Origin of the sequence: Achromobacter sp. EB05 (assembly GCF_044232075.1) — a bacterium.
GTDB lineage: Bacteria > Pseudomonadota > Gammaproteobacteria > Burkholderiales > Burkholderiaceae_B > Achromobacter > Achromobacter dolens.
Window position 1 is genome coordinate 2,214,793 of record NZ_CP155917.1, and the last position, 26,324, is coordinate 2,241,116.

A 26,324-nucleotide genomic window follows, 5' to 3' on the forward strand; every position below is an offset into this window, starting at 1 on the left:
TCGAATGTTTGGTTGCATTATAAAACCTCAAGGTCTAGCATTCTGGTTTTGTAATGAAACCACTTGAGGCCATCATGCCAGACCAGACCGATCCTGCCCCTGCTGCTCCGCCATCTCCTTCATCGCCTTCATCTACTTCATCGTCTTCATCGCCTTCGTCGCCGGCGTCCAAGGAATCCACAGCATCCGCGGCATTCGCGGCCTCTGCGGCACCCAGGGCCTCTGCGGCATCCACGGCATCCGCTGCATCCACGGCATCTGCCGCATCTGCGCCCGCCACGCCATCCGCCGATCGCCTGCCCGCCGCCCTGGTGCTGCTGCTGGCCGTGGCCTGCGCCTTGAGCGTGGCCAACGTCTACTACGCGCAACCGCTACTGGACGCCATGGGCCGCGAGTTCCGCCTGGACGAGGGCGCGGTGGGCATCGTCGTCACCGCGACGCAACTGGGCTGCGCGCTGGCGCTGGTGCTGGTGGTGCCGCTGGGCGACCTGCTCGACCGGCGCCGCCTGATGCTGGCGCAACTTGGGCTGCTGGTGCTGGCGCTGGCCGCGGTGGCGCTGGCGTCCGCCGCGCCGTGGCTGCTGGCCGGGATGCTGGCGCTGGGCCTGCTCGGCACCGCGATGACCCAGGGCTTGCTGGCGCTGTCGGCGGCGCTGGCCGCGCCGCACGAGCGCGGGCGGGTCGTCGGCGCGGTGCAGGGCGGAGTGGTGATCGGCCTGCTGCTGGCGCGGACTCTGGCGGGCGCCGTGGCCGACCTGTGGGGATGGCGCGCGGTCTACCTGGTGTCCGCCAGCCTGGCCGCGTTGCTGGCGCTGGCGCTGGCCCGCTGGCTGCCGCGCCGCGCCTTGCCGGCCGCGGGACTGGGCTACGGCGCGCTGCTGCGCTCGATGTTCACGCTGCTGGCGCACGAGCGGGTGCTGCGGGTGCGCGGCATGATCGCGCTGTTGATGTTCGCCGTCTTCAGCGCGTTCTGGACGGCGCTGGTGCTGCCGCTGAGCGCGCCGCCGTATTCACTGACGCACGCCGCGGTGGGCGCGTTCGGGCTGGTGGGCGTGGCCGGGGTGCTGGTGGCGGCGCGGGCGGGGCGGCTGGCCGATCGCGGCCATGCGCAACTGACCACCGGCGCGGGCCTGGCGCTGCTGTGCCTGGCGTGGGTGCCGATCGCCTTCCTGGACCGCAGCCTGTGGGCGCTGGCGCTGGGCGTGCTGGTGCTGGACATCGCGGCGCAGGCGCTGCACGTGACCAACCAGGCCATGATCTTTTCCATCAGCGCGCAGGCGCACAGCCGGCTGGTCGGCGGCTACATGATGTTTTATGCGGTGGGCAGCGGACTCGGGTCGATCGCCTCGACCTTCGTCTATGCGCGCGCGGGCTGGCTGGGCGTGTGCGCGCTGGGCCTGGGACTGAGCCTGGCGGCGACGCTGTTCTGGGCGCTGACGCTGCCGCGCAAGGCGGCGCCGGCGCCCGGCTGCGCGGTTGCGCCGCGGGCGTGACGGAACGCCGGCGCGGTCCGCTCAGTGATGTTCGAGCGTGTGGGCGATGGCCGCCACCTGCCGCGCGAACGCCGGATCGCCGCGGTCGCGCGGCCGCGGCAGGTCGATGTCGTAGTGGCCTGCGATGTTGGCCGGGCGGCCGCCCAGCACCACCACCTTGTCGGCCAGGAACACCGCTTCCTCGATGTCGTGGGTGACGAACAGCACCGCCGCGCCGGAGGCCTGCCACACGCGGATCAGCTCCTGCTGCAGGTTGCGGCGGGTGATGGCGTCGACCGCGCTGAAGGGTTCGTCCATCAGCAGCAGGTCGGGCTTGACGGCCAAGGCGCGGGCGATGCCGACGCGCTGCGCCTGGCCGCCGGACAACTGGTGCGGCCAGCGGCGGCCGTAGTCGCCCAGGCCGGTCAGTTGCAGCGCGGCATCGATGCGCTGTTGGCGTTCCTGGCGGTCCAGCCCCAATCCTTCCAGGCCATAGCCGACGTTGCCGCCGACCGTGCGCCACGGCATCAGGCGGCTGTCCTGAAACACCACGGCGCGGCTGCGGCGCCCGGGGCGCGCGGGCGCCTGGAAGCGCACTTCGCCGCTGGCGGGGTCGGCCAGGCCGGCCGCCGCGCGCAGCAGCGTGGATTTGCCCACGCCCGAGCCGCCCACCACGGCCACGAAACTGCCCGCCTCGATCGCCAGCGACAGGCCCTGGATCACGGGCGCGTCGGCGCCCGGATGTTGGTACGAGAGTTTCGAGAATTCGATCACGGACGCCATTGCAGCACCTTGCTTTCAACCATCGAGAACGCCAGGTCGCACAGCGTGTAGACCAGCGAGATGATCAGCATGTAGACCACCACCGCGTCGTAGGCGCCGACGCCGGCGGCGGCATTCATTTCCTGGCCCATGCCGGGCACGCCCAGCAGTTCGGCGGCGATCAGCGTCATCCAGGCCTGGCCGATGCCGGTGCGCACGCCCGACAGCGCGCCGGGCGCGATGGCCGGCAGCGTCACGCCCAGCGCGCGCGCCAGGTAGCCGCCGTGGCCGAAGGCGCGCGCCAGTTCGTAATAGCGCGGATCGACGTTGCGCACCGCGCTGTAGGTGGCGAAGTAGTTGACCCAGAACACGCCGATGGCGATGACGAAGGCGGCGCCGGCATGGCTGACCTTGAACCAGGCGATGGCGAACACCACCCAGGCCAGCGGCGGGATCGGCCGCAGGATGCGCGCCAGATAGGCTTGCGCCAGGTCGAAGCGCGGCAGCGTCGCGGCCGCCAGGCCCACGCCGAAGCCCAGCGCGGTGCCCGCGGCCAGGCCCCAGAAGTAATGCACCAGGCTGGAGCCGATGGCCGGCAGCAGCCGGCCCGACTGCCATTCCTGGACCAGCGTGGCGGGCAGCGCGAAGGGATCGGGCAGGGTGCCCGCGGGGGCCCATTGCCAGATCAGCGCGGCCTTCCAGATGGCGATGAAGAGGGCCAGTCCGCCGATGCCGTAAGCCGCGCGGCGCGCGGCGGCGAAGCCCGGCGGCGCGCCCTTGCGGGCCTGCGGCGCGGGCGCGGCCAGGGCGGGGGCGGTCTGGCTCATGGCTTCCCGGCCTTGTCGTAGAAGCGGGTGTCGAACAACTGCTTGACGTCGACCTTGGCGGCCTCGACCGTGCCCAGGCTGGCCTGGAAGGTCTGCAGCTCGGCGGTGGCATCGACGATGGCGTGCGGATCGGCCACGAACTGGTCATGCGAATTGCGGATGGCCTTTTCGACCAGCGCACGATCCAGGCGGCCGCCGCCAACGTACTTCTGCACGTGGCCCGCGGCGCGGGCCGGATCGTTCTTGAGTAGGGCGGTGGCGGCGAGCTGGGCGTCGACCAGTTGCTGCACGGCCTCGGGGTGCTCGGCGATCAGCTTGTCGCGCACCAGCAGCACGGCGCCGGGCTGGTTCGGGAATAGTTGCGAGCCGCGCGCCACCACGCGCGAATCGGGCGCGCGGGTCAGCACGGTGGTGACGGTGGGTTCGAGGATGGCGGCGCCGTCGATGGCGCCGGTCAGCAGCGACTGCTGGATCTGCGCCTCGCCCTGGTAGATCAGTTCCAGGCTGGCCGGGTCGGCCTTGAGGCGGTTGCGCAGCCAGTATTGCAGCGCGGCCTCGGGCACGGCGCCCTTGGGGTAGCTGGCGATGACGGGCTTTCTGCCCTTGTCCTTGGCAAAGCGGGCGAACGCGGTGGCCGGATCGCCCGAGGCGAAATACGGCGCCAGCGCGCCCAGCGCGACCACGTTGACCTGCTCGACGATGTTGGAGGCCACCACCTTGATGCCGGCGCCCTTGGCGCTGGCCACCAGCGCCGGGCCGATGCCGACGTAGGCCACATCCAACTGGCCGGCCAGCAGCGCCTGCGTCAGCGCGGGGCCGCTCTGGAACTGCACCAGCTTGGGCGCGGGCGCGCCCTTGGCCTGCAAGGTGCCTTCTTCCAGCGCCACGAACAATTGCGCGTCGGGCAGGATCGGCAGGTAGCCGATTTCCAGCGCGGGCGGCGCGGCGTGGGCGGGGGCAACGGCGAAAGCGGTGGCGATGAGCGCGGCGGAAAGCAGCTTGCGAAGCATGGGGGAAGGGTCCTGAACTACGCCTTGGTACGGCTGGCGTCTTGCCTGCGGGCAGGATTTCCGATGACCGCTTAATAATTTTAGATATGTTTATTTCTTTTATTTATTCTTTTTGGTTATATGTTTAACCGCGCGCGCCGGTCGATGCTGGCGATTGTCCGCGTCAGCCAATCCCGATGCGTCGGGACGTGGCCCGGCGGGTCTTCGAATGCCTCGCGCGCGGCCAGGTAGGCCTCGACGTGGCGGAATTGCACCGCGCCGGCGGCGGCCCGCAAGTCGTCCAGCGGCGCATCGGTTTCATAGAGAAAGTCGAAGCGGTGCGCCCAGAATCCCTGTTCCGTCAGGGCCAGCACGTCGACGGATTGCGGGGCTTCGATACTGAACCGGATGAACTCGCGGCCGGTCGCCGTGCCTCGCAGGGCGTAGACCTGGTCGCCATCGTCCCACAGCGGCGCCAGCGGCGCCCCTTGCGGCGCGCGGGCGCCGTGATAGGAGTGGAACGGCGGACCCAGGCACGCGCCGCGCAGCAACGGATGCACGCAGTCGCCGCTGGCCAGCCGGACCAGCGGCGCCGACGCGCCCAGCGCCACCAGCGCGTCGATGCGCGATCCGGCGTCGACCACGCTCATGGCTGCACGGCGTACTCGTTCGATCCCGCCACCACCGCCGCCAGGCCGGGAGCCTGGGTCAGCTTGTGCAGCGCGTAGGTCTGGGCCGTGGCGATCTTGGCCTGGTGGAAGGCCGGGTCCTCGTCCAGGTGGTCCAGCGATGCGAGCAGCGCGCGCGCCATCTGCCAGCCGGCCAGCACCGTGCCGGCCAGCAACAGGTAGGGCACGGCCGAACCGAACACCGCGTTGGGATGGGCGGCGGCGTTGGCCACCACGAAGTCGACCGTGTTGGCCAGCGCCAGGCGGCCCTGGCGCAGCGGCGTCAGCACCAGCCGGGCGGCCGGTTCGCTGCGCGCTTGCAGCGCTTCTTCCGTCTTGCGGATCTCTTCGATCAGGGCCTGCGCCACCGCGCCGCCGTCGCGCAGCGTCTTGCGGCCGACCAGGTCGTTGGCCTGGATGGCGGTGGTGCCTTCGTAGATGGTCAGGATGCGGGCGTCGCGGTAATACTGCGCGGCGCCGGTCTCTTCAATGAAGCCCATGCCGCCGTGCACCTGCACGCCCAGGCTGGCCACGTCGATGGACGCCTCGGTGCACCAGCCCTTGACGATCGGCACCAGGAATTCCTGCACCGCCAGGTGGCGGGCGCGGGCGGCCGGGTCGGCACTGGCGTGGGCCAGGTCGGCGTGGCCGGCGGTGTAGTAGGCCAGCGCACGGCCGGCCTCGGTCAGGCCGCGCATGGTGCCCAGCATGCGGCGCACGTCCGGGTGCTGAATAATCGGCACGGCGTCGCGCGAGGAGCCGTCCACCGGGCGGCTCTGCACGCGTTCGGCGGCGTAGGCCAGCGCGTGCTGGTAGGCGCGGTCGGCCACCGCGATGCCCTGCACGCCGACGGCGAAGCGGGCCGCGTTCATCATGATGAACATGGCGTCCAGGCCGCGGTTTTCCTGGCCCACCAGGTAGCCGATGGCGCCGCCGGCGTCGCCGAACTGCAGCGTGGCGGTGGGGCTGGCCTTGATGCCCAGCTTGTGCTCGATCGACACGCAGGTAACGTCGTTGCGCGCGCCCAGCGAGCCGTCGTCGTTGACCAGGAACTTGGGCACCAGGAACAGCGAGATGCCCTTGACGCCCTCTGGCGCGTCCGGCAGGCGCGCCAGCACCAGGTGGACGATGTTCTCGGCCAGGTCGTGCTCGCCGTAGGTGATGAAGATCTTGGTGCCGGAGATGCGGTAGGTGCCGTCGCCGACCGGCTGCGCGCGGGTGCGCAGCAGCGCCAGGTCGGAGCCGGCCTGCGGCTCGGTCAGGTTCATGGTGCCGGTCCACCGGCCCGACAGCATCGGGCCGATGAAGCGCTCGCGCAGTTCGGGCGAGCCGGCCGTCAGCAGCGCCTCGACCGCGCCGTTGGTCAAGAGCGGACACAGGGCGAACGACAGGTTGGCGGCGTTGAGCATTTCGGAGCAGGGCGCGCCCAGCAGGCCGGGCAGGCCCTGGCCGCCGTATTCGACCGGGTGCGTCATGCCCTGCCAGCCGGCTTCGGCATATTGGCGGAAGGCCTGCTTGAAGCCGGGCGAGGTGGTGACCGCGCCGTCGCGCCAGGCGCTGGGCTCGCGGTCGGCGGGGTGGTTCAGCGGCGCCAGCACGTCGCCGGCGAAGGTGGCGGCTTCCTCCAGCACGGCCTGGGCGGTGTCGGGCGTGGCTTCGGCATATTGCGGCAGCGCCGCCACCTGCGGCAGGCCGGCCAGGTGGTTCAGCACGAACAGCATGTCTTTCACGGGGGCTTGGTACGTCATGGCGTCGGAGCTCCGGGTAGGAAGGGAATCAGGTGGCGTCGATGGCGCGGGTGGAACCCACCGCGGCGCGCAGTTCGAATTTCTGGATCTTGCCGGTCGAGGTCTTGGGCAGTTCGCCGAAGCGCACCGCGCGCGGCACCTTGAAGCCGGGCAGCAGCAGCTTGCAGTGCGCGATGATCTCTTCGGCGGTGGCGCTGTGGCCGGGCTTGAGCTCGACGAAGGCGCAGGGCGTTTCGCCCCATTTCGGGTCGGGCATGGCCACCACCGCCACGGCGGCCACGGCCGGATGGCGATAGAGGGCGTCCTCGACCTCGATGCTGGAGATGTTCTCGCCGCCCGAGATGATGATGTCCTTGCTGCGGTCCTTGATGCGGATGTAGCCGTCGGGCGTCATCACGCCCAGGTCGCCGGTGTGGAACCAGCCGCCGCCGAAGGCCTCGTCAGTGGCGCGTTCGTTCTTCAGGTAGCCCTTCATGCAGATGTTGCCGCGGAACATGATCTCGCCCACGGTCTGCTCGTCGGCCGGCACTTCCTCCATGGTGTCGGGGTTGCGCACCGAGACGCCGGCCTGCAGGTGGTAGCGCACGCCCTGGCGCGCGGTCAGCAGCGCGCGCTGTTCGTCCTCCAGGTCGTTCCAGGCTTCCTGCGGGGCGCACACCGCGGCCGGGCCGTAGACCTCGGTCAGGCCGTAGACGTGGGTCAGCTCGAAGCCGATTTCCTTCATCTTGGCGATCACCGCCGGCGCGGGCGCGGCGCCGGCCACCATTGTGCGCACGGTGTGGCGGATGCCGGCGCGCAGCTCGGCCGGCGCGTTGGCCAACGCGCTTTGCACGATGGGCGCGCCGCAGTAGTGGGTCACGCCCTCGGCGCGGATCAGGTCGAACACGGTCTTGGGGTCGAACTTGCGTAGGCAGACGTTGACGCCGGCGCGCGCCGCCACGGTCCAGGCGAAGCACCAGCCGTTGCAGTGGAACAGCGGCAGCGTCCACAGGTAGACCGGATGCTTGGGCATGTCCCATTCGAGGATGTTGCTGACGGCGTTCAGATACGCGCCGCGGTAGTGGTAGACCACGCCCTTGGGATCGCCGGTGGTGCCAGAGGTGTAGTTCAGCGCGATCGCGTCCCATTCGTCGGCCGGCGGGCGCCAGTCGAACGTGGCGGGGGCGGCGGCCAGGAAGGCCTCGTAGTCGGTGGCGCCGGGCAGGGCGGCCGGGGCGCCGTCCAGGTCGTGCACCGAAATCACTTTCAGGTGAGGGAATTCGGCGCGGGCGCGCTGCGCCAGCTCGGCGTATTCGGTGTCGACGATCAGCGCGCGGGCCTCGCCGTGGCCCAGCATGAACAGCACGCTGGGCGTATCCAGGCGCGTGTTGAGGGTATTGAGCACGGCGCCCAGCATCGGCACGCCGAAGTGCGCCTCGACCATGGCGGGGATGTTCGGCAGCATCACCGCCACCGTGTCGCCGCGCTGGATGCCGGCGGCGGCCAGCGCGCCGGCCAGGCGTTGCGCGCGCTCGTAGGTCTGGGCCCAGGTGCGGCGCACGGCGCCATGCACCACGGCCAGGCGGTTGCCATAGACCTGCGCGGCGCGCGCGATGAAGTCGACCGGGGTGAGGGGCTCGTAGTTGGCGTCACGGCGTGCCAGGCCGTGGTCGAACAGGCTGCTCATGCTTGTCTCCTGTGGGGCGCGGGGGCGCCCGGATATGCTTTTGTGCGGGAAACTTGATCTGGATCGCCGGGGTTGATCTGTAGCCGGAATCCCGCTGCTTGCCAGGGGGCACCAACCTTCACAGGAGCCTCGCATGAGTGCCAAAATGAGCGACTATCAAGGCGCGAAGCGCAGTCGTGGCGGGACCACGGCGAGCATTCGCAACGTAGAGAGGCGCTCATTTTGGCGCTCACCCTACGGGCAGGCAGGTAATCGGCCGCCAGGCGTCGTTGCGCTCACCTTGCGTGGCAAAGCCACGCGGCGGCGACCACGCCTGGCCTGGCGGCCGATTACCTGCCTGTGCGAGGCTCCTGTGAAGGTTGGTGCCCCCTAGCTTATCGGCCGCCGGAAAATGGTGTCTGTCGCCTGCATGACAGACCTTTTTCCAGGCGCCCAACCCGCAGTTTTACACGGTTCTTTCCATGTCCGATGTTTCAAACATTGTTTCCCAGACCGAGCTGGCCGGACTGCTGCGCGGCTGCGCCTGGTTCGCCGCGCTGGACGCGCCGCACCAGGATTTGGTGCTGGCCACGGCGCGCGCCGAACATGTGGCCAGCGGCGCCTGGATCGCGCGCCGCAACGCGCCGTCGGATTACTGGCTGGGGGTGCACAGCGGCCTGCTGAAGCTGGCGATCTACAACGAGTCGGGACGCAGTTGCACGTTCTCGGGAGTGCCGCCGGGCGGCTGGTTCGGCGAGGGCAGCGTCATCAAGCGCGAGCTGCGCAAGTACGACGTGGTGGCGATCCAGCCGTCGCTGGTGCTGCTGGTGCCGGCCGCCACCTTCCATGCGCTGCTGGCGGCCAGCCTGCCGTTCTCGCATTTCGTCATCGGCCAGTTGAATGACCGCATGGGCGAGTTCATCGCCTCGATCCAGAACCATCGACTGCTGGACGCCGATGCGCGCGTGGCGCAGTCGCTGGCGCAATTGTTCAATCCACAACTTTATCCGTCCACCGACCTGACGCTGGCGATTTCACAGGAAGAACTGGGCTACCTGACCGGCCTGTCGCGCCAGCGCGTCAACCAGGCGCTGCAGACGCTGGCGGACCAAGGGGTGCTGGCGCTGTCGTACAACCAGATCAAGGTGCTGGACCTGGATCGCCTGCGCCAGTACGGGCTGGACCAGCTCTGACCGCGGGCGGGGTTCAGGCGGGGCCGGGACGCCAGGTCAGGCCTGAGCCAGGGCGCGGTCCAGCGCGGCGCGCGCCAGGATGCGGGTGGAATCGAGCGTCGGCAAGACGCAGTTGGCGTCGTTCAGCACGAGCGGCAGTTCGGTGCAGCCCAGCACCACCGCGTCGCAGCCGGCATCGCGCAGCCGCGCGACCACGCCTTGCAGCAACGAGACCGATTCGGGCTTGAAGACGCCGTAGACCAGTTCGTCCATGATGACGCGCGCCAGCAGATCGCGGTCGGCCGGCGCGGGACGCACGTAGTCCAGGCCGCGCGCCTGCAGTTTGTCGGGGTAGACCGGACTGTCGACCAGCCAGCGCGTCCCCAGGATGCCGATGCGGCGCCGCCCGCGCGCGGCGGCCTGGGCGGCGACTTCCTCGGCGATGTGCAGCCACGGCAGCGGCGATTGCGGCAGCACGTGGCCCAGGGCCTGGTGGATGGTGTTGTCGGGGCAGATCAGGAAATCCGCGCCGGCGCGCGCCAGCCGGTCGGCGGAGGTCCGCATCAGCGCGCCGACGCCGGCCAGGTCATTGCGCTCCAGGCAGGCCACGTAATCCGCCAGCGACAAGCTGTGCAGCGACACCTCGGGGTGCGCGTGCGGCCCCAGGCGCTGCGCGCCTTCGGCGCAGATCGTGCGGTAGCAGAGCGCCGCGCCCTCGGCCGAGCAGGCGACGATGCCGATGTGCAGGGGCGGACGGACGGGCATGCGGACTCCGTGGCGGTCAGGTCAAGCCGGGGTTCTGGACAAGGCCCGCACATGGCGGGCGATCTGGCGGAACTGCTCGGCCATGGCGTCCTGCTGCGCCGGCGGCAGTTGCGACAGGAACAGTTCGTCGATGGCCGGGCCATACACCTTCCACATCTTGCGCCGCAGCGCCAGGCCTTCAGGCGTGATGCGGGCGTAGGTGGCGCGGCGGTCCTCGTCGGAACGGAAGCGCTCGACCAGCCCGGCGGACTCGATGCGGTCCATCAGGCGCGTCAGGTTGTAGCGCGCGATGACCATGCGCTCGGCCATCTCGAACATGCGCGCGGTGCCGTCGGGCGCGCGTTCCAGCGCCCACAGCGCGTCGTACCACGCCAGCGGCGGCAGGCCGGCGGCGGACAGTCGTTTTTCGATCTCTTCCACCACCAGCGCATGCGCGGTGAGAAAGAGGCTCCACGCGTCGGGCTTGCCCGTGGCCATGCGGTCGCTTCCTTTTCCAGGGATTTCGTTGTCCGGGATTGTAGAGGCCCTGCAGCCGTGGCGCGCGGCGGGCGGTCCGTCACGCGCATTCATGCCGCGCGCGAGCCGCCATTTTCCTTAATAGTTGCACTTGCAATTGTTCGAAAACCTCCCTACGATTGCAATTGCACATTATGCAAATGCAATTCACGATGTGAAATGATGGCGCCGGCCTTTCCGTGTCCAGGCGCCGCTTGCGCACCACAAGGAGGATGCCCATGGAACCCGAGATCGACTGCGTCGACATCGACCCCGAAGAAACCAGCGAGTGGCTGGACGCGATGCAGGCGGTGCTGGCGCACGAAGGCCTGCCGCGCACGCACTACCTGCTGGACCGCCTGATCGAGCAGGACCGCGCCCGCAGCGGCGGCTATGCCGCGGCCGGCGTCACGCCCTACGTCAACACCATCGGCCTGCCGGCCCAGGCGCCGTTCCCCGGCGACACCCGCATCGAGGCGCGGCTGGATGCCTACCTGCGCTGGAACGCCATGGCGATGGTGCTGCGCGCCGGCAAGCATTCGGGCGTGGGCGGGCACATCGCCACCTACGCCTCGGCCACCACGCTGTACGAAACCGGCTACCGCCATTTCTTCCGCGCCGCCACGCCGGACTACCTGGGCGACATGCTCTACATCCAGGGCCATTCGGCGCCCGGCATCTACGCCCGCGCCTACCTGGAAGGGCGCCTGTCCGAAGCGGAGCTGGACCGCTTCCGCCGCGAGATCGGCGGCGGGCTGGCGTCGTATCCGCACCCGCGCACCATGCCCGGCTTCTGGCAGTTCCCGACCGTGTCGATGGGCCTGGGCCCGTTGATGGCGGCCTACCAGGCGCGCTACATGCGCTACCTGGAAGACCGCGGCCTGATCGCGGCGCAGGACCGGCGCGTCTGGGGCTTCCTGGGCGACGGCGAGCAGGACCAGCCCGAGACGCTGGCGGCCGTCGCCATGGCCGGCCGCGAAAAACTCGACAACCTGATCTTCGTGGTCAACTGCAACCTGCAGCGCCTGGACGGCCCGGTGCGCGGCAACGCCAAGATCATCCAGGAGCTGGAAAGCGTCTATCGCGGCGCCGGCTGGAACGTCATCAAGGTGATCTGGGGCGGCGGCTGGGACGCGCTGCTGGCGCAGGACCACGACGGCCGCCTGCGTCGCCGCATGATGGAATGCGTGGACGGCGAATACCAGGTCTTCAAGGCGCGCGGCGGCGCCTATGTGCGCGAACACTTCTTCGGCGCCGACCCGGTGCTGCTGGAACGCGTGGCGCACCTGAGCGACGAGGAGATCGGCGCGCTCAACCGCGGCGGCCACGATCCGGTCAAGATGCACGCCGCCTACGCCGCGGCGCTGGCGCATCGCGGCCAGCCCACGGTGATCCTGGCCAAGACGGTCAAGGGCTACGGCATGGGCGCGGCCGGCGAGGCCGCCAACACCAACCACCAGCAGAAGAAGATGGCCGACGCGGCGGTGCGCGCCTACCGCGACCGCTTCGACCTGCCGGTGCCGGACGAGCGCCTGGAGGAGATCCCTTACATCAAGCCGGAACCCGGCAGCCCCGAACAGGCCTACCTGGAAGCCGCCATCCGCCGCGCCGGCGGCCACCTGCCGCTGCGCCCGGCCGGCCCCGGCCCGCAGGCCACGCCGGGCCTGGAAGCCTTTGCCGCGCACCTGAAGGGCAGCGACGGCCGCGAATTCTCCACCACCATGGCGTTCGTGCGCATCCTGGCGCAACTGCTCAAGGACCCGCAGATCGGCGCGCGCGTGGTGCCCATCGTGCCGGATGAATCGCGCACCTTCGGCATGGACGGCATGTTCCGCCAGGTCGGCATCTACTCGCACGTGGGCCAACTGTACACGCCGCAGGACGCCGACCAGCTCAGCGTCTACCGCGAGGACCGGCGCGGCCAGATCCTGCAGGAAGGCATCAACGAGTCGGGCGCCATGGCCTCGTGGATCGCCGCCGCCACCGCCTACAGCACCCACGGCGTGGCGACGATTCCGTTCTACATTTTCTATTCGATGTTCGGCTTCCAGCGCGTTGGCGACCTGGCCTGGGCGGCCGGCGACATCCGCGCGCGCGGCTTCCTGCTGGGCGCGACCTCGGGCCGCACCACGCTGGAAGGCGAGGGCCTGCAGCATGACGACGGCCACAGCCACGTGCTGGCCTCGGTGATCCCGCCGTGCATCGCCTACGACCCGGCCTATGCCTACGAGATCGCCGTGATCGTGCAGGACGGCATGCGCCGCATGTACCAGGAGGAAGAGGACGTCTTCTACTACCTGACGCTGATCAACGAGAAGACCGCCCATCCGCCGATGCCGGAAGGCGCCGAGGCCGGCATCCTCAAGGGCATGTACCGCCTGCGCGAGGGCGCGCCGGGCGAGGTCCGCGCGCAACTGCTGGGCAGCGGCGCCATCCTGGGCGAGACCCTGGCCGCCGCCGACCTGCTGCAACAGGACTTCGGCGTGGCGGCCGACGTCTGGAGCGTCACCAGCTATTCCGAGCTGCGCCGCGACGGCCAGGAGACCGAGCGCTGGAATCGCCTGCATCCGCTGGACGAGGCGCGCCAGGGCTTCGTCCAGACGAGCCTGGCCGATACGCGGGGGCCGGTGATCGCGGCCACCGACTACATGAAGACGGTGGCCGAGCAGATCCGGCCTTTCGTGGGGCGCCGTTATGTGACGCTGGGCACCGACGGCTTCGGCCGCTCGGACACGCGCCAGGCGCTGCGGGCATTCTTCGAGGTGGACCGGCACCATATCGTGCTGGCCACGCTCAAGGCGCTGTCGGACGAGGGCGCATTGCCGGCCGAGCGGGCGGCCGAGGCGATCCGGCGTTACGGCCTGGATCCGGAAGCGGCGTCGGCGGCCTTGCCTTGAAGCAGGTGTCAGGCGCGACGCGCCAGCAATGCCCAGACCCCGGCGGCCGACAACAGCGCGCCGCCGCCCAGGTTGAAGCCGCGCTGCGCGCGCGTCGATGCCAGCAGACGGCGCGCCGAGCCGGCGAACAGCGCGTAGGCGGTGGCGTTGATGCCGGCGCAGGTCACGAAGGTGGCCGACAGCATCCATAGCTGGCGCGTGACGTCGCCGGCCGGGTCGATGAACTGCGGCAGGAAGGCCACGAAGAAGATGATGCCCTTGGGGTTCAGCGCCGTCACCAGGTAGGTGTTGGCGAACAGCCTCCAGCGCGATCCGGCCGCGCCGGCCTGCGGCAGCGTGGCGGGCGAAACGCCGGCGCGCAGCAACTTGAAGCCCAGGTACAGCAGGTAAAGGCCGCCCACGGTCTTGACCACGGTGAACCAGAAGGCCGACGCCGACAGCAGCGCGCCCAGGCCCAGCAGCGACAGCGCCAGGGCGGTGGAGTCGCCCAGCGCCACCGCGAGCACCAACGGCAGGCGGGCGCGCTTGCCATGGGTCAGGGAATAGCTGATGACAGTCAGGATGGTGGGGCCGGGCAGCATCAGCAGCAGGGCGGATGCGCCGAGGAAGGCCAGCCAGGTTTCAAGCGACATCGGGACGACTCCAGTGAGAGGGAGGGGCGGCGACCGCGCCCCGGACGATTACTGTAGCCCAAGGTGGCGCGCGCCAGGGAGGATGGCGGCGGCCCGAGCGGGCGCGTCCGCGCAACGTGGGCCCGCTTCCGGCGCTGCCCCACCGGCCGGCGACCGCCGGTTGGCCGTGGGGGCAAGCCGGCGGTCGCCGGCGCACTGGTGCAAAATAGCGCTTCTCCCGACAGTGAACGCGTCCCGGCAGCGGGACGGCGAAGGAAACACCATGGCATTCGATTTCGACCTGTTTGTGATCGGCGCGGGCTCCGGCGGCGTGCGCGCGGCCCGCTTCGCGGCCGGCTTCGGCGCGCGCGTGGCGGTGGCCGAAAGCCGCTACCTGGGCGGCACCTGCGTCAACGTGGGCTGCGTGCCCAAGAAGCTGCTGGTCTACGGCGCGCACTACAGCGAAGACTTCGAGCAGGCCCACGGCTTCGGCTGGAGCGTGGACGAACCCCGCTTCGACTGGCCCACGCTGATCGCCAACAAGAACCGCGAGATCGAGCGTCTTAACGGCATTTACCGCAACTTGCTGGTCAATAGCGGCGTGACGCTGCTGGAAGCCCACGCCCGCATCAAGGATCCGCACACGGTGGAGGTGGACGGCAAGTCCTACACCGCCGCGCATATCCTGGTGGCCACCGGCGGCTGGCCGCAGGTGCCGGACATCCCCGGCAAGGAACACGCCATCACCTCGAACGAGGCCTTCTTCCTGAAGGCGCTGCCGCGCCGCGTGCTGGTGGTGGGCGGCGGCTACATCGCGGTCGAATTCGCCTCCATCTTCAACGGCATGGGCGCGCAGACCACCCAGGTCTACCGCGGCCCGCTGTTCCTGCGCGGTTTCGACCAGGCGGTGCGCGAGCACCTGCGCGATGAACTGGTCAAGAAGGGCATCGACCTGAAGTTCGACGCCGACGTGGCGCGCATCGACAAGCGCGCCGACGGCACCCTGGCCGCCACCCTCAAGGATGGCAGCGTGGTCGAGACCGATTGCGTGTTCTACGCCACCGGCCGCCGGCCGATGCTGGACAACCTGGGCCTGGAGAACACCGGCGTCAAGCTTGACGGCAAGGGTTTTGTCGCGGTGGACGACGAATACCGCACCAGCGAACCGTCGATCCTGGCCATTGGCGACGTCATCGGCCGCGTGCCGCTGACGCCGGTGGCGCTGGCCGAGGGCATGGCGGTGGCGCGCCGCCTGTTCCGTCCCGAGGAATACCGCAAGGTCGACTACAAGCTGATCCCGACCGCCGTGTTCAGCCTGCCCAACATCGGCACCGTCGGCATGACGACCGAAGAGGCGCGCGCCGCCGGCCACAAGATCAAACTGTTCGAAAGCCGCTTCCGCCCCATGAAGCTGACGCTGACCGAATCGCAGGAAAAGACCCTGATGAAGCTGATCGTCGACGCCGACACCGACAAGGTGCTGGGCGTGCACATGGTCGGCCCCGAGGCCGGCGAGATCGTGCAGGGCATCGCCATCGCGCTCAAGGCCGGCGCCACCAAGCGCGTGTTCGACGACACCATCGGCATCCACCCGACCGCCGCCGAAGAGTTCGTGACGCTGCGCACGCCGGTCGCCGATTGAGGCGGTTGCCGGCCGTCTCCCGGGGCCGGCCTTGCCGCCAAAGGCCAGGCCGGCGCGGCGCGTCGGCTACAGGCGTTCGATCATGGCGCGCGCCGCCGCCGGCGCGCGTTCCTTGGCGCCATTGATGAAGAACGCGAACACGTCGCGCGCATGCGCCACGCCGGGCGGCTTGCGCGGGTCCACCCGCGGCAGGTCGGCCGGATCGCCGCCGCTTGCCCAGGTGCGCAGGCGGTCCGCCCACGCGTCCAACGCCTTGGGCGCGTAGCCGGCCTTGAAGGCGGTGCTGGCGCGCATCAGCCGGGCGTAGACGAAATCGGCGGTGCGGTCGGCCAGCGAGGGATAGTCCTCGCTGTCGGTGTAGACCGTGGCCACGCCGTGGCGCCGCGCCAGGTCCAGGTAGGCCTGGCAGGCGAAACTGGCGTGACGCACGTCGATCACGTGGCGCAGCGGCAGGCCGTCGACCTGGTCGGGCAGCAGCGCCAGGAAGGCGCCGAAATCCCCGGCGTCGAACGCCTTGGTGGGCGCGAACTGCCACACGATCGGCCCCAGCTTGGGGCCAAGCTCGGCGATGCCGCCGTGCACGAAGCGATGGACCGACTCGCCGGCGCCGGCCAGTTCGCGGCGGTTGGTGGCGTAGCGCGAAGCCTTGAGCGAGAACACGAAATCATCGGGCGTCTCGTCGCGCCATTTGGCGAAGGTGGCCGGCTTCTGGCTGCTGTAATAGGTGCCGTTGATCTCGATGGCGGTGAGCTGCCGGCTGGCGTATTCAAGCTCGCGCGCGTGCGGCAGGCCTTCCGGGTAAAAGGGGCCGCGCCACGGCGCGTAGGTCCAGCCGCCGATGCCGACGCGGATGGCGCCGGCGCGGGCGGCGGACGAAGACGATGATCGTGGCGGCATGGGCGGATCCTCCCTGGATCGAGTCGACATTCAACGGCGCCGCCCGCGCGTCCTGCGGGCGGGGCGATCCGACCACTGTATCCCGGTCCAGCCGCCGCTCCCATCCGGCCACATTTAAAAGTGGCGCGGTTGTTGTATCCCGGCGGCGTGGTCGTTGAACGCGGCCGTCGCCGCCGGCGCGCCCAGGCCTGCCGCGGGCGCGCAACACGCGCGCCGCGGCCGCAAAAAACCCCGCTGTTCCGATACAGATTTCAGATAATGTGATGCATCATCCTGCCACTACCGACCGGCCCGCGCCGGCGCATCATGCCTGACATCGCCAATCTCCTGACGTTCGCCCTGGTCGCCCTGGGCATGGTGCTCACGCCCGGGCCCAACATGATCTACCTGGTGTCGCGCTCGATTTCGCAGGGCCCCAAGGCCGGCCTGATTTCGCTGTCCGGGGTGGCGGTGGGTTTCATCTTCTACGTGCTGTGCGCGGCCTTCGGCCTGACCGTGCTGCTGATGTCGGTGCCCTATGCCTACGACGCGCTGCGCTTCGGCGGCGCGCTATACCTGCTGTACCTGGCCTGGCAGGCGGTGCGCCCGGGCGGCCGCTCGCCGTTCCAGGTGCGCGAGCTACCGGCCAGCAGCCCGCGCACGCTGTTCACGATGGGGCTGGTGACCAACCTGCTCAATCCCAAGATCGCCGTGCTGTACGTGTCGCTGCTGCCGCAATTCATCCAGCCCGACCATGGCAGCGTGTTCACCCAGTCGATCGCGCTGGGGCTGACGCAGGTGGCCATCAGCCTGTCGGTCAACGCGGTCATCGCCATCATGGCCGGGTCCATTGCCGGTTTCCTGGCCGGCCGGCCGCTGTGGATGGTGATCCAGCGCTGGCTGATGGGCACGGTGCTGGCCGGCCTGGCCGTGCGCATGGCGCTCGATTCGCGGCGCTGATGCGGGGCGCCGCGGCGCCACGCCTGGCCGCGCCCGGTCGACGGACCGGGGCAGGATGCGCGCCGCCGGCCGGAAGGCGAATCCTGCAACGCCGCCGGCCGCGATTCAGGTCCGCAACGTCGCGGCCAGCTTGCCCAGTTGCCGGACCAGCGCCGGGAAGCGGTCGGCGCTGGTGTTGCCGTAGCCGATCACCAGGCCGTTGTCCTGCGGCCGCGGGTTGATGGCGAAGGTCGATAGCGCGTTGGGGTTCATGCCCAGCCGGCGCGCCTGTTCGACGATGGCGCGGTCGGGCACGTCCGGCGGCAGCCGCACCGTCAGATGCAGGCCGCTGTGGCCGCCCAGCACCTCGTGATCGATGCCCAGGTGCCGCGCCAGCGCGTCGCGCAGGGCGGCCTGGCGGTCGCGGTACAGCCGCCGCATGCGGCCCAGGTGGCGCGAGAATTGGCCATTGTCGATGAAGGCGGCCATGGTCAGTTGTTCCAGCCGGTGCCCGCCGCGCAGCATTTCCGTGATCGACGGCATCGCGGGCCCGGCGATGGACTGCGGCAGCACCAGGAAGCCCAGCCGCAGCGCGGGGAACATGGTCTTGCTGAAGGTCCCCACGTACAGCACCGGCGCGTCCGGCAGCAGGCCCTGCATGGCGGCGATCGGCTCGCCCTGGTGGCGGAATTCGCTGTCGTAGTCGTCCTCGATGATCCAGGCGCCGGCGCGGCGCGCCCGCTCCAGCAGGTCGAGGCGGCGCGCCAGCGACAGCACGGCGCCGGTGGGGTATTGGTGCGTCGGCGTGGTCTGGATCAGGCGCGGCGGCCGGGTGCGCCAGTCTTCGTCGGTGATGGCGACGCCGTCGGCGTCGACCCGAATCGCCACCACATTCAGGTCGCCCGCGTGGAAGGCCGACTTGGCGCCCCGGTAGCCGGGTTCCTCCAGCCAGGCGGTGTCGCCGGGATTGGTCAGCAGTTGCACGCACAGCGCCAGCGCGCCCTGCGCGCCTTCCGTGATGACGATGCGCGAGGCGTCGCAGTGAACCCCGCGCGACACCCGCAGATATTGGGCGATGGCTTCGCGCAGCGCCGGTTCCCCCACCGGGGGGCCGTAGCCCAGCGTGGCGGCGGGAGCGGCCTGCAGCGCCCGGTCCTGGGCCCGGCGCCAGGCATTGATGGGAAACTGGGTCAGCGCCGGCGTGCCGGGCGTGAGCGGCAGCGAGCCGTCATTGGGCGCGCGCGTCGAGACGATGCGCGACAGCCGCGCGGCGGTGCGCAAGGCCGGCGCGTCGGCGGCGCCGGACTGTCCGGCCGCTTGCGCGGCGGCTTGTCGCACGGCCTGCCGGGCGGCGCTGGCGGCGGCGGTCGACAACGGCGCCACGCGGGTGCCCTGGCGGTCGGCGATGACGTAGCCTTCGGCGGTCAACTGTTCGTAGGCGATCAGCACCGTGTTGCGCGAGATGTCCAGCTCGTCGGCCAGCACGCGCGAGGCCGGCAGCTTGCCGCCAGCGGGCAACTGGCCCGCCAGGATGGCCTGCTTGAGCCGCTGGATCAACTGGCGCTGACGCGGCGGGGCGCCCGGCCCACGCGCCAGGGGACTGGAGAGCAGGGCGGCTCGGTCGGTCATGGCTCTATTAAATTCAGGAATCGTGGTGCTTTTTATCATGCCACGGTTTGGCTATCGTGGGAGCATGCCAGGGCCTGTCACGACGAAAAACCCTGGCGCGCGTCCGCCTTGGCGGCGGCGCTTTCCCCAACCCGCTTGCCACCAGGATGAGGTCTCGCAGCATGCAACCCCGCGTCAACGCATTCGAACAACCCATCGGCGCCGATCTGTCCGGCTGGACACCGCGTCCGCGACCGCCGCTGGCCCCCGCGCAGGGCCGCTACTGCCGCCTCGAACCGCTATCGGCCGAGCGCCACGCGGCGGACCTGTACGCCGCCTTCAGCCAGGCGCCCGACGGCCGCGACTGGACCTACATGAGCGTCGGCCCCTTTGCGGACGCCGCCGCCTACCGCCAGTTCGCCGAGCAGGCGCAGGCCCATGCCGCCAGCGACCCGATGCATCATGCCGTCATCGACCTGGCCAGCGGCCGCGCGATCGGCTCGCTGTCGCTGATGCGCATTGACCCGGCCAGCGGCGTGATCGAAGTCGGCTTCGTGGCATTTTCGCCGTTGCTCAAGCGCACCCGCATCGCCACCGAGGCGCAGTTCCTGTTGATGCGCCGCGCCTTCGACGAGCTGGGCTACCGCCGCTACGAATGGAAATGCGACAGCCTGAACGCGCCGTCGCGCGCCGCCGCCGCGCGGCTGGGTTTCCAGTTTGAAGGCATCTTCCGCCAGGCCACGGTCTATAAGGGCCGCAGCCGCGACACCGCCTGGTTCTCGATCATCGACAGTGAATGGCCGGCGTTGCGCGCCGCCTACGAAAGCTGGCTCGATCCCGCCAACTTCGACGCCGAAGGCCGTCAGCGCCAGGGCCTGGCGGACCTGATCGCCCGGGAAAAGGCCGCGTGCGCCTGATCCCGGTTGCGCTGGCGCTGTTCTGGGGCCTGAACTGGCCGGCGGTCAAGATCGTGCTGTCGATCTGCCCGCCGTTCACCCTTCGGCTGCTGGGACTGGGCAGCGGCGCCGCGCTGCTGCTGATCCTGGCGCGCGCCAAGGGATTGGCGCTGTTGCCGCCGCGCGCCTCGTGGCGGGGGATCGTCATCGGCGGCATCCTGGCCGTGGCGGTGTTCAACCTGGCGGTGGCCTGGGCCCAGCTCAGCACCAGCACCTCGCGCGCCGCGGTGCTGACCTTCACCATGCCGATGATGTCGGCGCTGCTGGCCTGGGCCGTGCTGGGCGAACGGCTGGACCGCCGCCGCGGCCTGGCGCTGCTGTTGGGCGGGCTGGGCGTGGCGGTGCTGGCCTGGCCGGTGCTGCGCGCCATCTTCGCCGATCACGACCTGGCCGCCGCGCGCGGCCTGGCGTTTCCGCTCACCGCCGCCTTCGGGTGGGCCGCCGGCACGGTCTACCTGAAGCGCTGGCCGGTGACGGGGCACCGCATCGTGGTGACGGCATGGCAACTGGCGGTGGGCGCGGCCTGCGCGCTGGCCGGCATGCTGCTGGCGGGCGAGACCTTTCCAACGCAGGGCTGGAGCCCGCGGGTGGCGGCGGCGCTGACGTTCCACATCGTGCTGGGCACGGCGGTGGCGTATTGGCTGTGGTTCGTGCTGAGCGAACGGGTCAGCGCCACGGTGGCGGCCCTGACCACGCTGATGGTGCCGGTGGTCGGCGTGCTGGGCGCGATGGCGCTGGTGGGCGATCGCCCCGCCGTGGCCGACTGGTGGGGCTTCGCGCTGGTGCTGGCGGGCGCGGCGCTGATCGTCTTGAACCTGGGCGGTCCGCGCCGGGCCTGAAGGGCCGGCGCGTCGAACGCGCGCCGGTCACGGCAAGGACCGGCGCGCCAGGCGGCGGGTCAGCCCGCGACCCGGCCCGCGCCTGCCATCCCACTACGGTCACCCCGCGCCGCTCAGGCGCGCCGGCCGCGCCGCAGTTTCTCGCGCAGCAGGCCGGCGCCGCTCACCAGCGAGATGCCGGCCAGCACCATCAGCGCGCCCAGGACGAAGGCGCCGTCCAGCGGCTCGTCCAGGATCAGCACGCCGAACGACACCCCGAACAGCGGCGTCATGAACGACAGGATCGACAGGCGCGAGGCCAGGTAGCGCCGCAGCAGCCAGAACCAGGCCAGGTAGCTCGACAACGCCACCACCACCGACTGGAACGCCACGCTCAGCATCGCCGACGGGGTGTAGCGGATGCCGGCGTTGCCGGTGGCCGCGGCATAGACCAGGAGCACCAGCGCGGCGATCGCCATCTGGTAGAACAGCGTCTTGGACGGCGCCGCTTCCGACAGCGCGGTGCGGCGGATCGCCACCGTGGTGGCGCCCCACAGCAGCCCGCCCAGCAGTCCGAGGCTGTCGCCCAGCAGCATGTTGCTGGCGGCCGCGGCCTGCGGCTGTCCGTTGCCCAGGAAGGCCACGGCGATGCCGCCGAAGGCCACCGCCACGCCCAGCCATTGCAGCGGCGCCATGCGTTCTTCCGGCACGCGCCAGTGCAGGCCCAGCGCGGTGAAGATCGGCGCGGTGTACAGGAACACCGACATGTGCGAGGCCGTGGTGTAGACCAGCCCCTGCGCGATCGCCAGGAACTCGAAGCCGAACAGCAGGCCCACCAGCACGCCCGCGCCCAGCGTGCCATCGCGCAGCGCGCGCGAGCCTTCGGCGCGCCACACCACCGCGCCCAGCACCAGCGCCGCGAAGGCCGAGCGCAGGCCGACCTGCATGATGGGCGAGATGTCGGCGGCCACCAGCTTGATGGCGATCTGCTGGAAACCCCAGCAGACGCACAGCAGCAGCATCACGCCGGTGGCCAGCGAGTCCAGCGGACGGCGGGTAGGGGCCGCGAGGGCGGCGACGGCGCTCACGGCAGTTCGGCCGGGTAGCTGTCCAGCGCCAGTCCGATCTGCTGGCGCAGATCCCATTCGGCCAGGCTGGCCTGCACCGGGCCGAAGAAGGCGCCGTCGCGCGTGACGAACATGGCCGGCAGGTGGAAGACCTCGTAGCGTTCGACCAGGCCGCCGTTCTCGCCCGCATCGACCCAGCACACGCGTTCCACCGGCAGGTCCAGCTTGGGCAACTGTTCGCGCGCGATGCGGCAGGTGCCGCAGGTGCGGCTGTGGAACACCAGCAGCGTCAGGCCGGGGGTGTCCAGCAGGTAGCGGTCGGCGGTGCTGTCGTTCAGTTCTATCTGTTCCATGGCGGCATCAGGGTGGGTTATCGGGACAGCCGGCGATCCAGCTCCAGCACGGTCTGATACAGCACGCGGGTGCCGTCCAGCAACTGCGCCGGCTCGATCCACTCCTCGGGGCAGTGGCTGCGTCCGTTCAGGCAGGGGATGAAGATCATGCCGATGGGGCCGGTGGGCGCCATGTAGACGGCGTCGTGGCCGGCGCCGCTGGGCAGGCGCGTGCTGGCGTAGCCGAGCTGGTCGGCGGCGGCCTGCACCGCGTCCATCACCAGCGGGGTGCAGTCGGTGGGCTGGGCCCGGCTCAACTGCGCGAAGCCGGCGGTCAGGCGCAGGGCCTTCAGGTCGGCGGCCACGCCGGCCATCAGGGTTTCGGGGAAGGCGTCCAGCACCGCGTTGCTGTCGCTGCGCATTTCCAGCGTCAGCTCGACGCGGCCGGGCACGGCGTTGGCGGCGTTGGGCGTCATGGCGAGCTTGCCGACGGTGGCGACCACGTAGTGCGGATGGCCGCTGGCGGCGCTGGCCTGGCGGCTGGCGGCGTCGATGATGCGGGCCGCGCCGACCAGCGCGTCGCGGCGGATGTCCATGGGCGTGGTGCCGGCGTGGTCGGGCTGGCCTTCGACCGTGATCAGCACGCGGCGGATGCCGACGATGTTGGTGACCACGCCGATGGGCAACTGGCGGCTTTCCAGCACGGGACCTTGTTCGATGTGCAGTTCGACGAAGGCGGCGGTGCCGTCCGGGCCGCGCAGGGGCCGGGCCAGCGCGCTGGGATCGCCGCCGATGCGGGCGATGCCCTGCGCCAGCGTCTCGCCGTCGGCGTTGCGGGCAGCCAGCATGTCGGCGCTGAGCTGACCGCTCAGGGCGCGGCTGCCGACGCAGGAGATGCCGTAGTCGCTGGGTTCTTCCGACAGGAAGTCGATGACCTCGAACGGGTGTTCCAGTTCGATGCCGTGTTCCCGCATGGTGTGGGCGACCTCGATGCCGGCCAGCACGCCGATGATGCCGTCGAAGCGGCCGCCGCTCATCACGGTGTCGCAGTGCGAGCCGGTGGCGATGGCCTTGCGGTGCGCGTTGCGGCCGGCGCGCGTGCCGATGAGGTTGCCGCCGGCGTCCAGGCGGGTGGCCAGGCCGGCGGCCTCGAACTCGCCGCGCAGCCACTCGCGCGCTTGCAGGAACAGCGGCGAAAAGGCGCGGCGGGTCCAGGGTTGGTCGGGCAGGGTGTAGCGCGACAGGGTCTCGACGCGCGACCACAGGCGCTCGGCATTCAATGGGGGGAAAACGGGTAAGGCGGTGGGCATGGAGATTCCAGGATTTGCATCGGCGATTATGGCATGTGGGATACGGCCGCCATGTTCGCCGCGGCGCGGACGCGCCGCCTCGCCTTGCCTCAGGACGCGCGCCAGGCCGGCGGGCGCTTTTCCAGGAACGCGCTGACGCCTTCCCGCGCTTCATCCGACGCACGCACCGCGGCGATGCGTTCGACCGAATCGGCCACCAGCGCGTCATCCAGCGGCCGCCCGGCAAAGTCGCGCACCAGCCGCTTGCTGGCCTGCACTGCCTGCGGGCCGTTGTCGCACAGCGCGCGGCAGACGGCGTCGGCTTCGTCCTGCAGCCGCGCCAGCGGCACGATGCCATGCAGCAGCCCCATGCGGTACGCGGCGGCGGCGTCGAAGCGTTCGGCGGTCAGGAAGTAGCGGTTGGCCGCGCGTTCGCCCATGGCGCGGATCACGTAGGGGCTGATGGTGGCGGGCAGCAGGCCCAGGCGCGTTTCCGACAGGCAGAACTGCGCCTGATCGGCGGCGATGGCGACGTCGCAGGCCGCCACCAGGCCCATGCCGCCCGCATAGGCGTCGCCGTTGACCGCCGCCACCACGGGTTTGGGGCAGGACCAGATGGCGCGCAGCATCCGCGCCAGGCGGTCGGCGTCGGCGCGATTGTCGGCGTCGGTCAGCGTGGCCATCCTGCGCATCCAGTTCAGGTCGCCGCCGGCGCAGAACGCCTTGCCGGCGCCGGTCAGCAGCAGCACCCGCACGGCCGGGTCGTCCGCCGCCTCGCGCACCGCCGTGGTCAGCGCCGCGATCAGCGTTTCGTCGAAGGCGTTGCGCATGTCCGGGCGGTTCAGCGTCAGGCGGGCGACGGGGCCGTCGCGGTCCACCAGCAGCGGGGTCGGCGTGCTCATGCGAGTCTCCGAATTATTGATAAAGGCTCAACTAATAGCCTGAATCGATGCATTGTTTCCATAGGGTAATACGCCTAAATGATGAACTTATTGTCAGGTTATTGAGTTATCCTCAAAAAAATAATGGAGCGAGACATGAACCCATCCCCCGACGGCGCCGCCGCGGCGTCGCGCTACGCGTCGGTCTTCCGGCCGGGCCTGTTCGACGGCAAGACCGTCATGGTCACGGGCGGCGGCAGCGGCCTGGGGCGCTGCACCGCGCACGAGCTGGCTTCGCTGGGCGCGCGCCTGGCGCTGGTGGGCCGCAAGCCGGAAAAGCTGGAGGCCGCGCGCGATGAACTGGCGCGCATCTATCCCGAGGCCGCGGGCCGCATCACGCTGCACGCCTGCGACATCCGCGGCGAGACCGGCGTGCGGGGCGCGGTGGCCGACGCGCTGGCCGCGCATGGCGCCATCGACGGCCTGTTCAATTGCGCCGGGGGCCAGTTCCCCGCGCCGCTGGACCAGATCAGCTTCAACGGCTGGAACGCGGTGGTGCAGAACAACCTGCACGGCACCTTCCTGATGGCGCGCGAGGTCTACACCCAGCACATGCGCCAGCATGGCGGCGCCATCGTCAACATGCTGGCCGACATCTGGGGCGGCATGCCCGGCATGGGGCATTCCGGCGCGGCCCGCGCCGGCGTCTGGAACCTGACCGAAACGGCGGCCTGCGAATGGGCCCACGCCGGCGTGCGCGTGAACGCGGTGGCGCCGGGCTGGATCGCCTCCAGCGGCATGGACAGCTACGACGAGGACTACCGCGCGGTGCTGCGCGGCCTGGCCGCCAAGGTGCCGTTGCAGCGCTTCGGCACCGAGGCCGAGCTGGCGGCGGCGGTGGTGTTCCTGCTGTCGCCGGCGGCGGCCTTCATCAACGGCAGCGTCATCCGCGTGGATGGCGGCGTGCCCAACGCGCGCCATTCCTGGACGCTGGCGCCGGCCGCGCGCGGCGAGACCTACGACGGCTTTCCTCAGTACGCGCCGCCGTCCTTGTTCTCGGCGGACTGAAGCCGATGCAGGGCGTCTTGCACCTCGCCCCGGAATTGCGCCAGCGCCAGCGCGTCGCGGCGCGGCGGCTGCAGCGCCTGCCACAGGAAGTCGACCAGCTGGTCGGCGGTGGTCGCCACGTCGACCCGCGTTCCGCGCAGGATGGCGTCCCACAGCACGTGTTCCATCGGGCCATAGATGGCCGAGCGCAGCAGGCGCAGCGGCATGTCCTGGCGAATGTGGCCGTCGGCCTGGCCTTGCGCCAGGATGCGCATCAACGGCGCGGTGTAGCGCCGCTGCAGGCCGGCGTAGATCTCGCCGAAATCGTCGTTGCGGGCCCGGCCTTCGGACAGGATGAAGGCGCACAGCCCGGTGCCCTCGGCCAGCAGGTGGCGCAGGTGCGCATGCACCAGGTAGTGCAGCTGGGCCCGCGCGCCCTGCACGTGCGGCAGGTAGTCCTCGACCTTGGCGATGATCTCGTCGTACCAGTCGCTGATGACGCGCACGCACAGCTCGCGCTTGCCGCCGAAGTAGGTGAACACCGTGCCTTCGGACACGCCCAGCCGCTGCGCGATCTCGGTGGTGGTGGCGGCCTGGAAGCCGGCCTCGGAAAACACCTGCCGCGCGACCCGCAGGATGTCCCGTATCCGTTGCTCGGACTTGGCGCTGGCCGGCGGGCGGCGCATCGGGACGGCGGCGGTTTTTTCCATGGGGGCGGCGGGGCGATGGGAAGTGGCCAGGGCTTACTATCATAACGACCCGCGGCGCCGCGCCTCAAAGCCCCCGCCACGAATACAAAAGAACAGCGAACACAAGAA

25 protein-coding genes are annotated in these 26,324 nt (G+C 70.2%); 8 read left to right on the forward strand and 17 right to left on the reverse strand.

Annotation, left to right across the window (positions count from 1 at the left end; genetic code table 11):
- Positions 1-34: 34 nt before the first annotated feature.
- Entirely contained in the window at positions 35-253 is a 219-nt protein-coding gene (locus tag AAID08_RS10200; protein ID WP_395757851.1) for a hypothetical protein, read from the reverse strand.
- Positions 254-296: 43 nt separating this feature from the next.
- On the opposite strand from AAID08_RS10200, the gene AAID08_RS10205 reads away from it, so the two are divergent.
- Positions 297-1,493 carry an MFS transporter gene (locus AAID08_RS10205; RefSeq protein ID WP_372416228.1) on the forward strand — a complete coding sequence of 399 codons (1,197 nt, stop codon included), beginning with the start codon at positions 297-299 and terminating at the stop codon, positions 1,491-1,493.
- A gap of 21 nt (positions 1,494-1,514) precedes the next feature.
- Here AAID08_RS10205 and AAID08_RS10210 read toward each other — a convergent pair whose 3' ends face one another.
- From AAID08_RS10210 to AAID08_RS10235, 6 genes are all read right to left on the reverse strand, one after another.
- A complete protein-coding gene (locus AAID08_RS10210) occupies positions 1,515-2,255 on the reverse strand; it encodes an ABC transporter ATP-binding protein (protein ID WP_372416206.1) in 741 nt (246 codons plus the stop codon).
- Positions 2,243-3,061, reverse strand: a complete 819-nt coding sequence (locus tag AAID08_RS10215) for an ABC transporter permease (protein WP_263900725.1) — start codon at positions 3,059-3,061, stop codon at positions 2,243-2,245. Before AAID08_RS10215 ends, AAID08_RS10210 begins: the two co-directional genes overlap by 13 nt.
- Positions 3,058-4,071 carry an ABC transporter substrate-binding protein gene (locus AAID08_RS10220; protein WP_054503800.1) on the reverse strand — a complete coding sequence of 338 codons (1,014 nt, stop codon included), beginning with the start codon at positions 4,069-4,071 and terminating at the stop codon, positions 3,058-3,060. The genes AAID08_RS10215 and AAID08_RS10220 overlap by 4 nt, the downstream gene beginning before the upstream one ends.
- Positions 4,072-4,187: 116 nt before the next feature.
- Positions 4,188-4,700 carry a hypothetical protein gene (locus tag AAID08_RS10225; RefSeq protein ID WP_395757596.1) on the reverse strand — a complete coding sequence of 171 codons (513 nt, stop codon included), beginning with the start codon at positions 4,698-4,700 and terminating at the stop codon, positions 4,188-4,190.
- Complete coding sequence (locus AAID08_RS10230; RefSeq protein WP_395757597.1) at positions 4,697-6,466, reverse strand: acyl-CoA dehydrogenase; 1,770 nt, start codon at positions 6,464-6,466, stop codon at positions 4,697-4,699. The genes AAID08_RS10225 and AAID08_RS10230 overlap by 4 nt, the downstream gene beginning before the upstream one ends.
- Before the next feature lie 28 nt (positions 6,467-6,494).
- Positions 6,495-8,132 (reverse strand): acyl-CoA synthetase, encoded by a 1,638-nt coding sequence (locus tag AAID08_RS10235; protein ID WP_116792062.1) that lies wholly within the window; start codon positions 8,130-8,132, stop codon positions 6,495-6,497.
- A 461-nt stretch (positions 8,133-8,593) separates the two neighbouring features.
- On the opposite strand from AAID08_RS10235, the gene AAID08_RS10240 reads away from it, so the two are divergent.
- Positions 8,594-9,304, forward strand: a complete 711-nt coding sequence (locus tag AAID08_RS10240) for a Crp/Fnr family transcriptional regulator (RefSeq protein WP_049074844.1) — start codon at positions 8,594-8,596, stop codon at positions 9,302-9,304.
- Positions 9,305-9,340: 36 nt separating this feature from the next.
- On the opposite strand, the gene AAID08_RS10245 is transcribed toward AAID08_RS10240, so the two are convergent.
- Both AAID08_RS10245 and AAID08_RS10250 read right to left on the reverse strand, forming a co-directional pair.
- Positions 9,341-10,048, reverse strand: a complete 708-nt coding sequence (locus AAID08_RS10245) for an aspartate/glutamate racemase family protein (protein ID WP_395757598.1) — start codon at positions 10,046-10,048, stop codon at positions 9,341-9,343.
- 21 nt (positions 10,049-10,069) lie between these two features.
- Positions 10,070-10,525: a MarR family winged helix-turn-helix transcriptional regulator gene (locus tag AAID08_RS10250; RefSeq protein WP_175189726.1), complete on the reverse strand. Its 456-nt coding sequence runs from the start codon at positions 10,523-10,525 to the stop codon at positions 10,070-10,072.
- 257 nt (positions 10,526-10,782) lie between these two features.
- Between AAID08_RS10250 and aceE the strand changes: the two genes are divergently transcribed.
- Positions 10,783-13,440: a pyruvate dehydrogenase (acetyl-transferring), homodimeric type gene (gene aceE, locus AAID08_RS10255; RefSeq protein WP_395757599.1), complete on the forward strand. Its 2,658-nt coding sequence runs from the start codon at positions 10,783-10,785 to the stop codon at positions 13,438-13,440.
- A gap of 8 nt (positions 13,441-13,448) precedes the next feature.
- Here the strand turns inward: aceE and AAID08_RS10260 are convergent, their stop codons facing one another.
- A complete protein-coding gene (locus tag AAID08_RS10260; protein WP_395757600.1) occupies positions 13,449-14,072 on the reverse strand; it encodes a LysE family translocator in 624 nt (207 codons plus the stop codon).
- Positions 14,073-14,334: 262 nt separating this feature from the next.
- Here AAID08_RS10260 and gorA point away from each other — a divergent pair, with 262 nt between their 5' ends.
- On the forward strand, positions 14,335-15,693 hold the full coding sequence (gorA, locus tag AAID08_RS10265; RefSeq protein WP_064526332.1) for a glutathione-disulfide reductase: 1,359 nt from the start codon (positions 14,335-14,337) through the stop codon (positions 15,691-15,693).
- 66 nt (positions 15,694-15,759) lie between these two features.
- Here the strand turns inward: gorA and AAID08_RS10270 are convergent, their stop codons facing one another.
- Positions 15,760-16,590, reverse strand: a complete 831-nt coding sequence (locus tag AAID08_RS10270) for a DUF72 domain-containing protein (protein WP_116792058.1) — start codon at positions 16,588-16,590, stop codon at positions 15,760-15,762.
- A 306-nt stretch (positions 16,591-16,896) separates the two neighbouring features.
- Between AAID08_RS10270 and AAID08_RS10275 the strand changes: the two genes are divergently transcribed.
- The gene (locus tag AAID08_RS10275; RefSeq protein WP_054503790.1) at positions 16,897-17,529 is read left to right on the forward strand and encodes a LysE family translocator; all 633 of its coding nucleotides are present in this window, start codon (positions 16,897-16,899) and stop codon (positions 17,527-17,529) included.
- A gap of 105 nt (positions 17,530-17,634) precedes the next feature.
- Here AAID08_RS10275 and AAID08_RS10280 read toward each other — a convergent pair whose 3' ends face one another.
- Positions 17,635-19,176: a PLP-dependent aminotransferase family protein gene (locus AAID08_RS10280; RefSeq protein WP_395757601.1), complete on the reverse strand. Its 1,542-nt coding sequence runs from the start codon at positions 19,174-19,176 to the stop codon at positions 17,635-17,637.
- Between the two features lie 122 nt (positions 19,177-19,298).
- Between AAID08_RS10280 and AAID08_RS10285 the strand changes: the two genes are divergently transcribed.
- Entirely contained in the window at positions 19,299-20,033 is a 735-nt protein-coding gene (locus AAID08_RS10285; protein ID WP_049074824.1) for a GNAT family N-acetyltransferase, read from the forward strand.
- On the forward strand, positions 20,024-20,911 hold the full coding sequence (locus tag AAID08_RS10290) for a DMT family transporter (RefSeq protein ID WP_054503788.1): 888 nt from the start codon (positions 20,024-20,026) through the stop codon (positions 20,909-20,911). The genes AAID08_RS10285 and AAID08_RS10290 overlap by 10 nt, the downstream gene beginning before the upstream one ends.
- A gap of 113 nt (positions 20,912-21,024) precedes the next feature.
- On the opposite strand, the gene AAID08_RS10295 is transcribed toward AAID08_RS10290, so the two are convergent.
- From AAID08_RS10295 to AAID08_RS10310, 4 genes are all read right to left on the reverse strand, one after another.
- Positions 21,025-21,912 carry a DMT family transporter gene (locus AAID08_RS10295; RefSeq protein WP_175189732.1) on the reverse strand — a complete coding sequence of 296 codons (888 nt, stop codon included), beginning with the start codon at positions 21,910-21,912 and terminating at the stop codon, positions 21,025-21,027.
- A 62-nt stretch (positions 21,913-21,974) separates the two neighbouring features.
- Positions 21,975-22,310, reverse strand: a complete 336-nt coding sequence (locus AAID08_RS10300) for a co-chaperone YbbN (RefSeq protein WP_049074821.1) — start codon at positions 22,308-22,310, stop codon at positions 21,975-21,977.
- 17 nt (positions 22,311-22,327) lie between these two features.
- Complete coding sequence (locus AAID08_RS10305; protein WP_395757602.1) at positions 22,328-23,599, reverse strand: Zn-dependent hydrolase; 1,272 nt, start codon at positions 23,597-23,599, stop codon at positions 22,328-22,330.
- A gap of 89 nt (positions 23,600-23,688) precedes the next feature.
- The gene (locus AAID08_RS10310; protein ID WP_054503990.1) at positions 23,689-24,480 is read right to left on the reverse strand and encodes an enoyl-CoA hydratase/isomerase family protein; all 792 of its coding nucleotides are present in this window, start codon (positions 24,478-24,480) and stop codon (positions 23,689-23,691) included.
- Between the two features lie 135 nt (positions 24,481-24,615).
- Between AAID08_RS10310 and AAID08_RS10315 the strand changes: the two genes are divergently transcribed.
- Positions 24,616-25,527 carry an SDR family oxidoreductase gene (locus AAID08_RS10315; RefSeq protein ID WP_054503991.1) on the forward strand — a complete coding sequence of 304 codons (912 nt, stop codon included), beginning with the start codon at positions 24,616-24,618 and terminating at the stop codon, positions 25,525-25,527.
- Here AAID08_RS10315 and AAID08_RS10320 read toward each other — a convergent pair.
- A complete protein-coding gene (locus tag AAID08_RS10320; protein ID WP_395757603.1) occupies positions 25,491-26,216 on the reverse strand; it encodes a TetR/AcrR family transcriptional regulator in 726 nt (241 codons plus the stop codon). The two genes, AAID08_RS10315 and AAID08_RS10320, sit on opposite strands and share 37 nt — an antisense overlap.
- Positions 26,217-26,324 lie beyond the last annotated feature (108 nt).

Coding starts and splice junctions, on each gene's coding strand:
- AAID08_RS10210 (WP_372416206.1), bottom strand. CDS start 2,255: ATGGCGTCCGTGATCGAATTCTCGAAACTCTCGTACCAACATCCGGGC.
- AAID08_RS10215 (WP_263900725.1), bottom strand. CDS start 3,061: ATGAGCCAGACCGCCCCCGCCCTGGCCGCGCCCGCGCCGCAGGCCCGC.
- AAID08_RS10220 (WP_054503800.1), bottom strand. CDS start 4,071: ATGCTTCGCAAGCTGCTTTCCGCCGCGCTCATCGCCACCGCTTTCGCC.
- AAID08_RS10225 (WP_395757596.1), bottom strand. CDS start 4,700: ATGAGCGTGGTCGACGCCGGATCGCGCATCGACGCGCTGGTGGCGCTG.
- AAID08_RS10230 (WP_395757597.1), bottom strand. CDS start 6,466: ATGACGTACCAAGCCCCCGTGAAAGACATGCTGTTCGTGCTGAACCAC.
- AAID08_RS10235 (WP_116792062.1), bottom strand. CDS start 8,132: ATGAGCAGCCTGTTCGACCACGGCCTGGCACGCCGTGACGCCAACTAC.
- AAID08_RS10240 (WP_049074844.1), top strand. CDS start 8,594: ATGTCCGATGTTTCAAACATTGTTTCCCAGACCGAGCTGGCCGGACTG.
- AAID08_RS10245 (WP_395757598.1), bottom strand. CDS start 10,048: ATGCCCGTCCGTCCGCCCCTGCACATCGGCATCGTCGCCTGCTCGGCC.
- AAID08_RS10250 (WP_175189726.1), bottom strand. CDS start 10,525: ATGGCCACGGGCAAGCCCGACGCGTGGAGCCTCTTTCTCACCGCGCAT.
- aceE (WP_395757599.1), top strand. CDS start 10,783: ATGGAACCCGAGATCGACTGCGTCGACATCGACCCCGAAGAAACCAGC.
- AAID08_RS10260 (WP_395757600.1), bottom strand. CDS start 14,072: ATGTCGCTTGAAACCTGGCTGGCCTTCCTCGGCGCATCCGCCCTGCTG.
- gorA (WP_064526332.1), top strand. CDS start 14,335: ATGGCATTCGATTTCGACCTGTTTGTGATCGGCGCGGGCTCCGGCGGC.
- AAID08_RS10270 (WP_116792058.1), bottom strand. CDS start 16,590: ATGCCGCCACGATCATCGTCTTCGTCCGCCGCCCGCGCCGGCGCCATC.
- AAID08_RS10275 (WP_054503790.1), top strand. CDS start 16,897: ATGCCTGACATCGCCAATCTCCTGACGTTCGCCCTGGTCGCCCTGGGC.
- AAID08_RS10280 (WP_395757601.1), bottom strand. CDS start 19,176: ATGATAAAAAGCACCACGATTCCTGAATTTAATAGAGCCATGACCGAC.
- AAID08_RS10285 (WP_049074824.1), top strand. CDS start 19,299: ATGCAACCCCGCGTCAACGCATTCGAACAACCCATCGGCGCCGATCTG.
- AAID08_RS10295 (WP_175189732.1), bottom strand. CDS start 21,912: ATGCTGCTGCTGTGCGTCTGCTGGGGTTTCCAGCAGATCGCCATCAAG.
- AAID08_RS10300 (WP_049074821.1), bottom strand. CDS start 22,310: ATGGAACAGATAGAACTGAACGACAGCACCGCCGACCGCTACCTGCTG.
- AAID08_RS10305 (WP_395757602.1), bottom strand. CDS start 23,599: ATGCCCACCGCCTTACCCGTTTTCCCCCCATTGAATGCCGAGCGCCTG.
- AAID08_RS10310 (WP_054503990.1), bottom strand. CDS start 24,480: ATGAGCACGCCGACCCCGCTGCTGGTGGACCGCGACGGCCCCGTCGCC.
- AAID08_RS10315 (WP_054503991.1), top strand. CDS start 24,616: ATGAACCCATCCCCCGACGGCGCCGCCGCGGCGTCGCGCTACGCGTCG.
- AAID08_RS10320 (WP_395757603.1), bottom strand. CDS start 26,216: ATGGAAAAAACCGCCGCCGTCCCGATGCGCCGCCCGCCGGCCAGCGCC.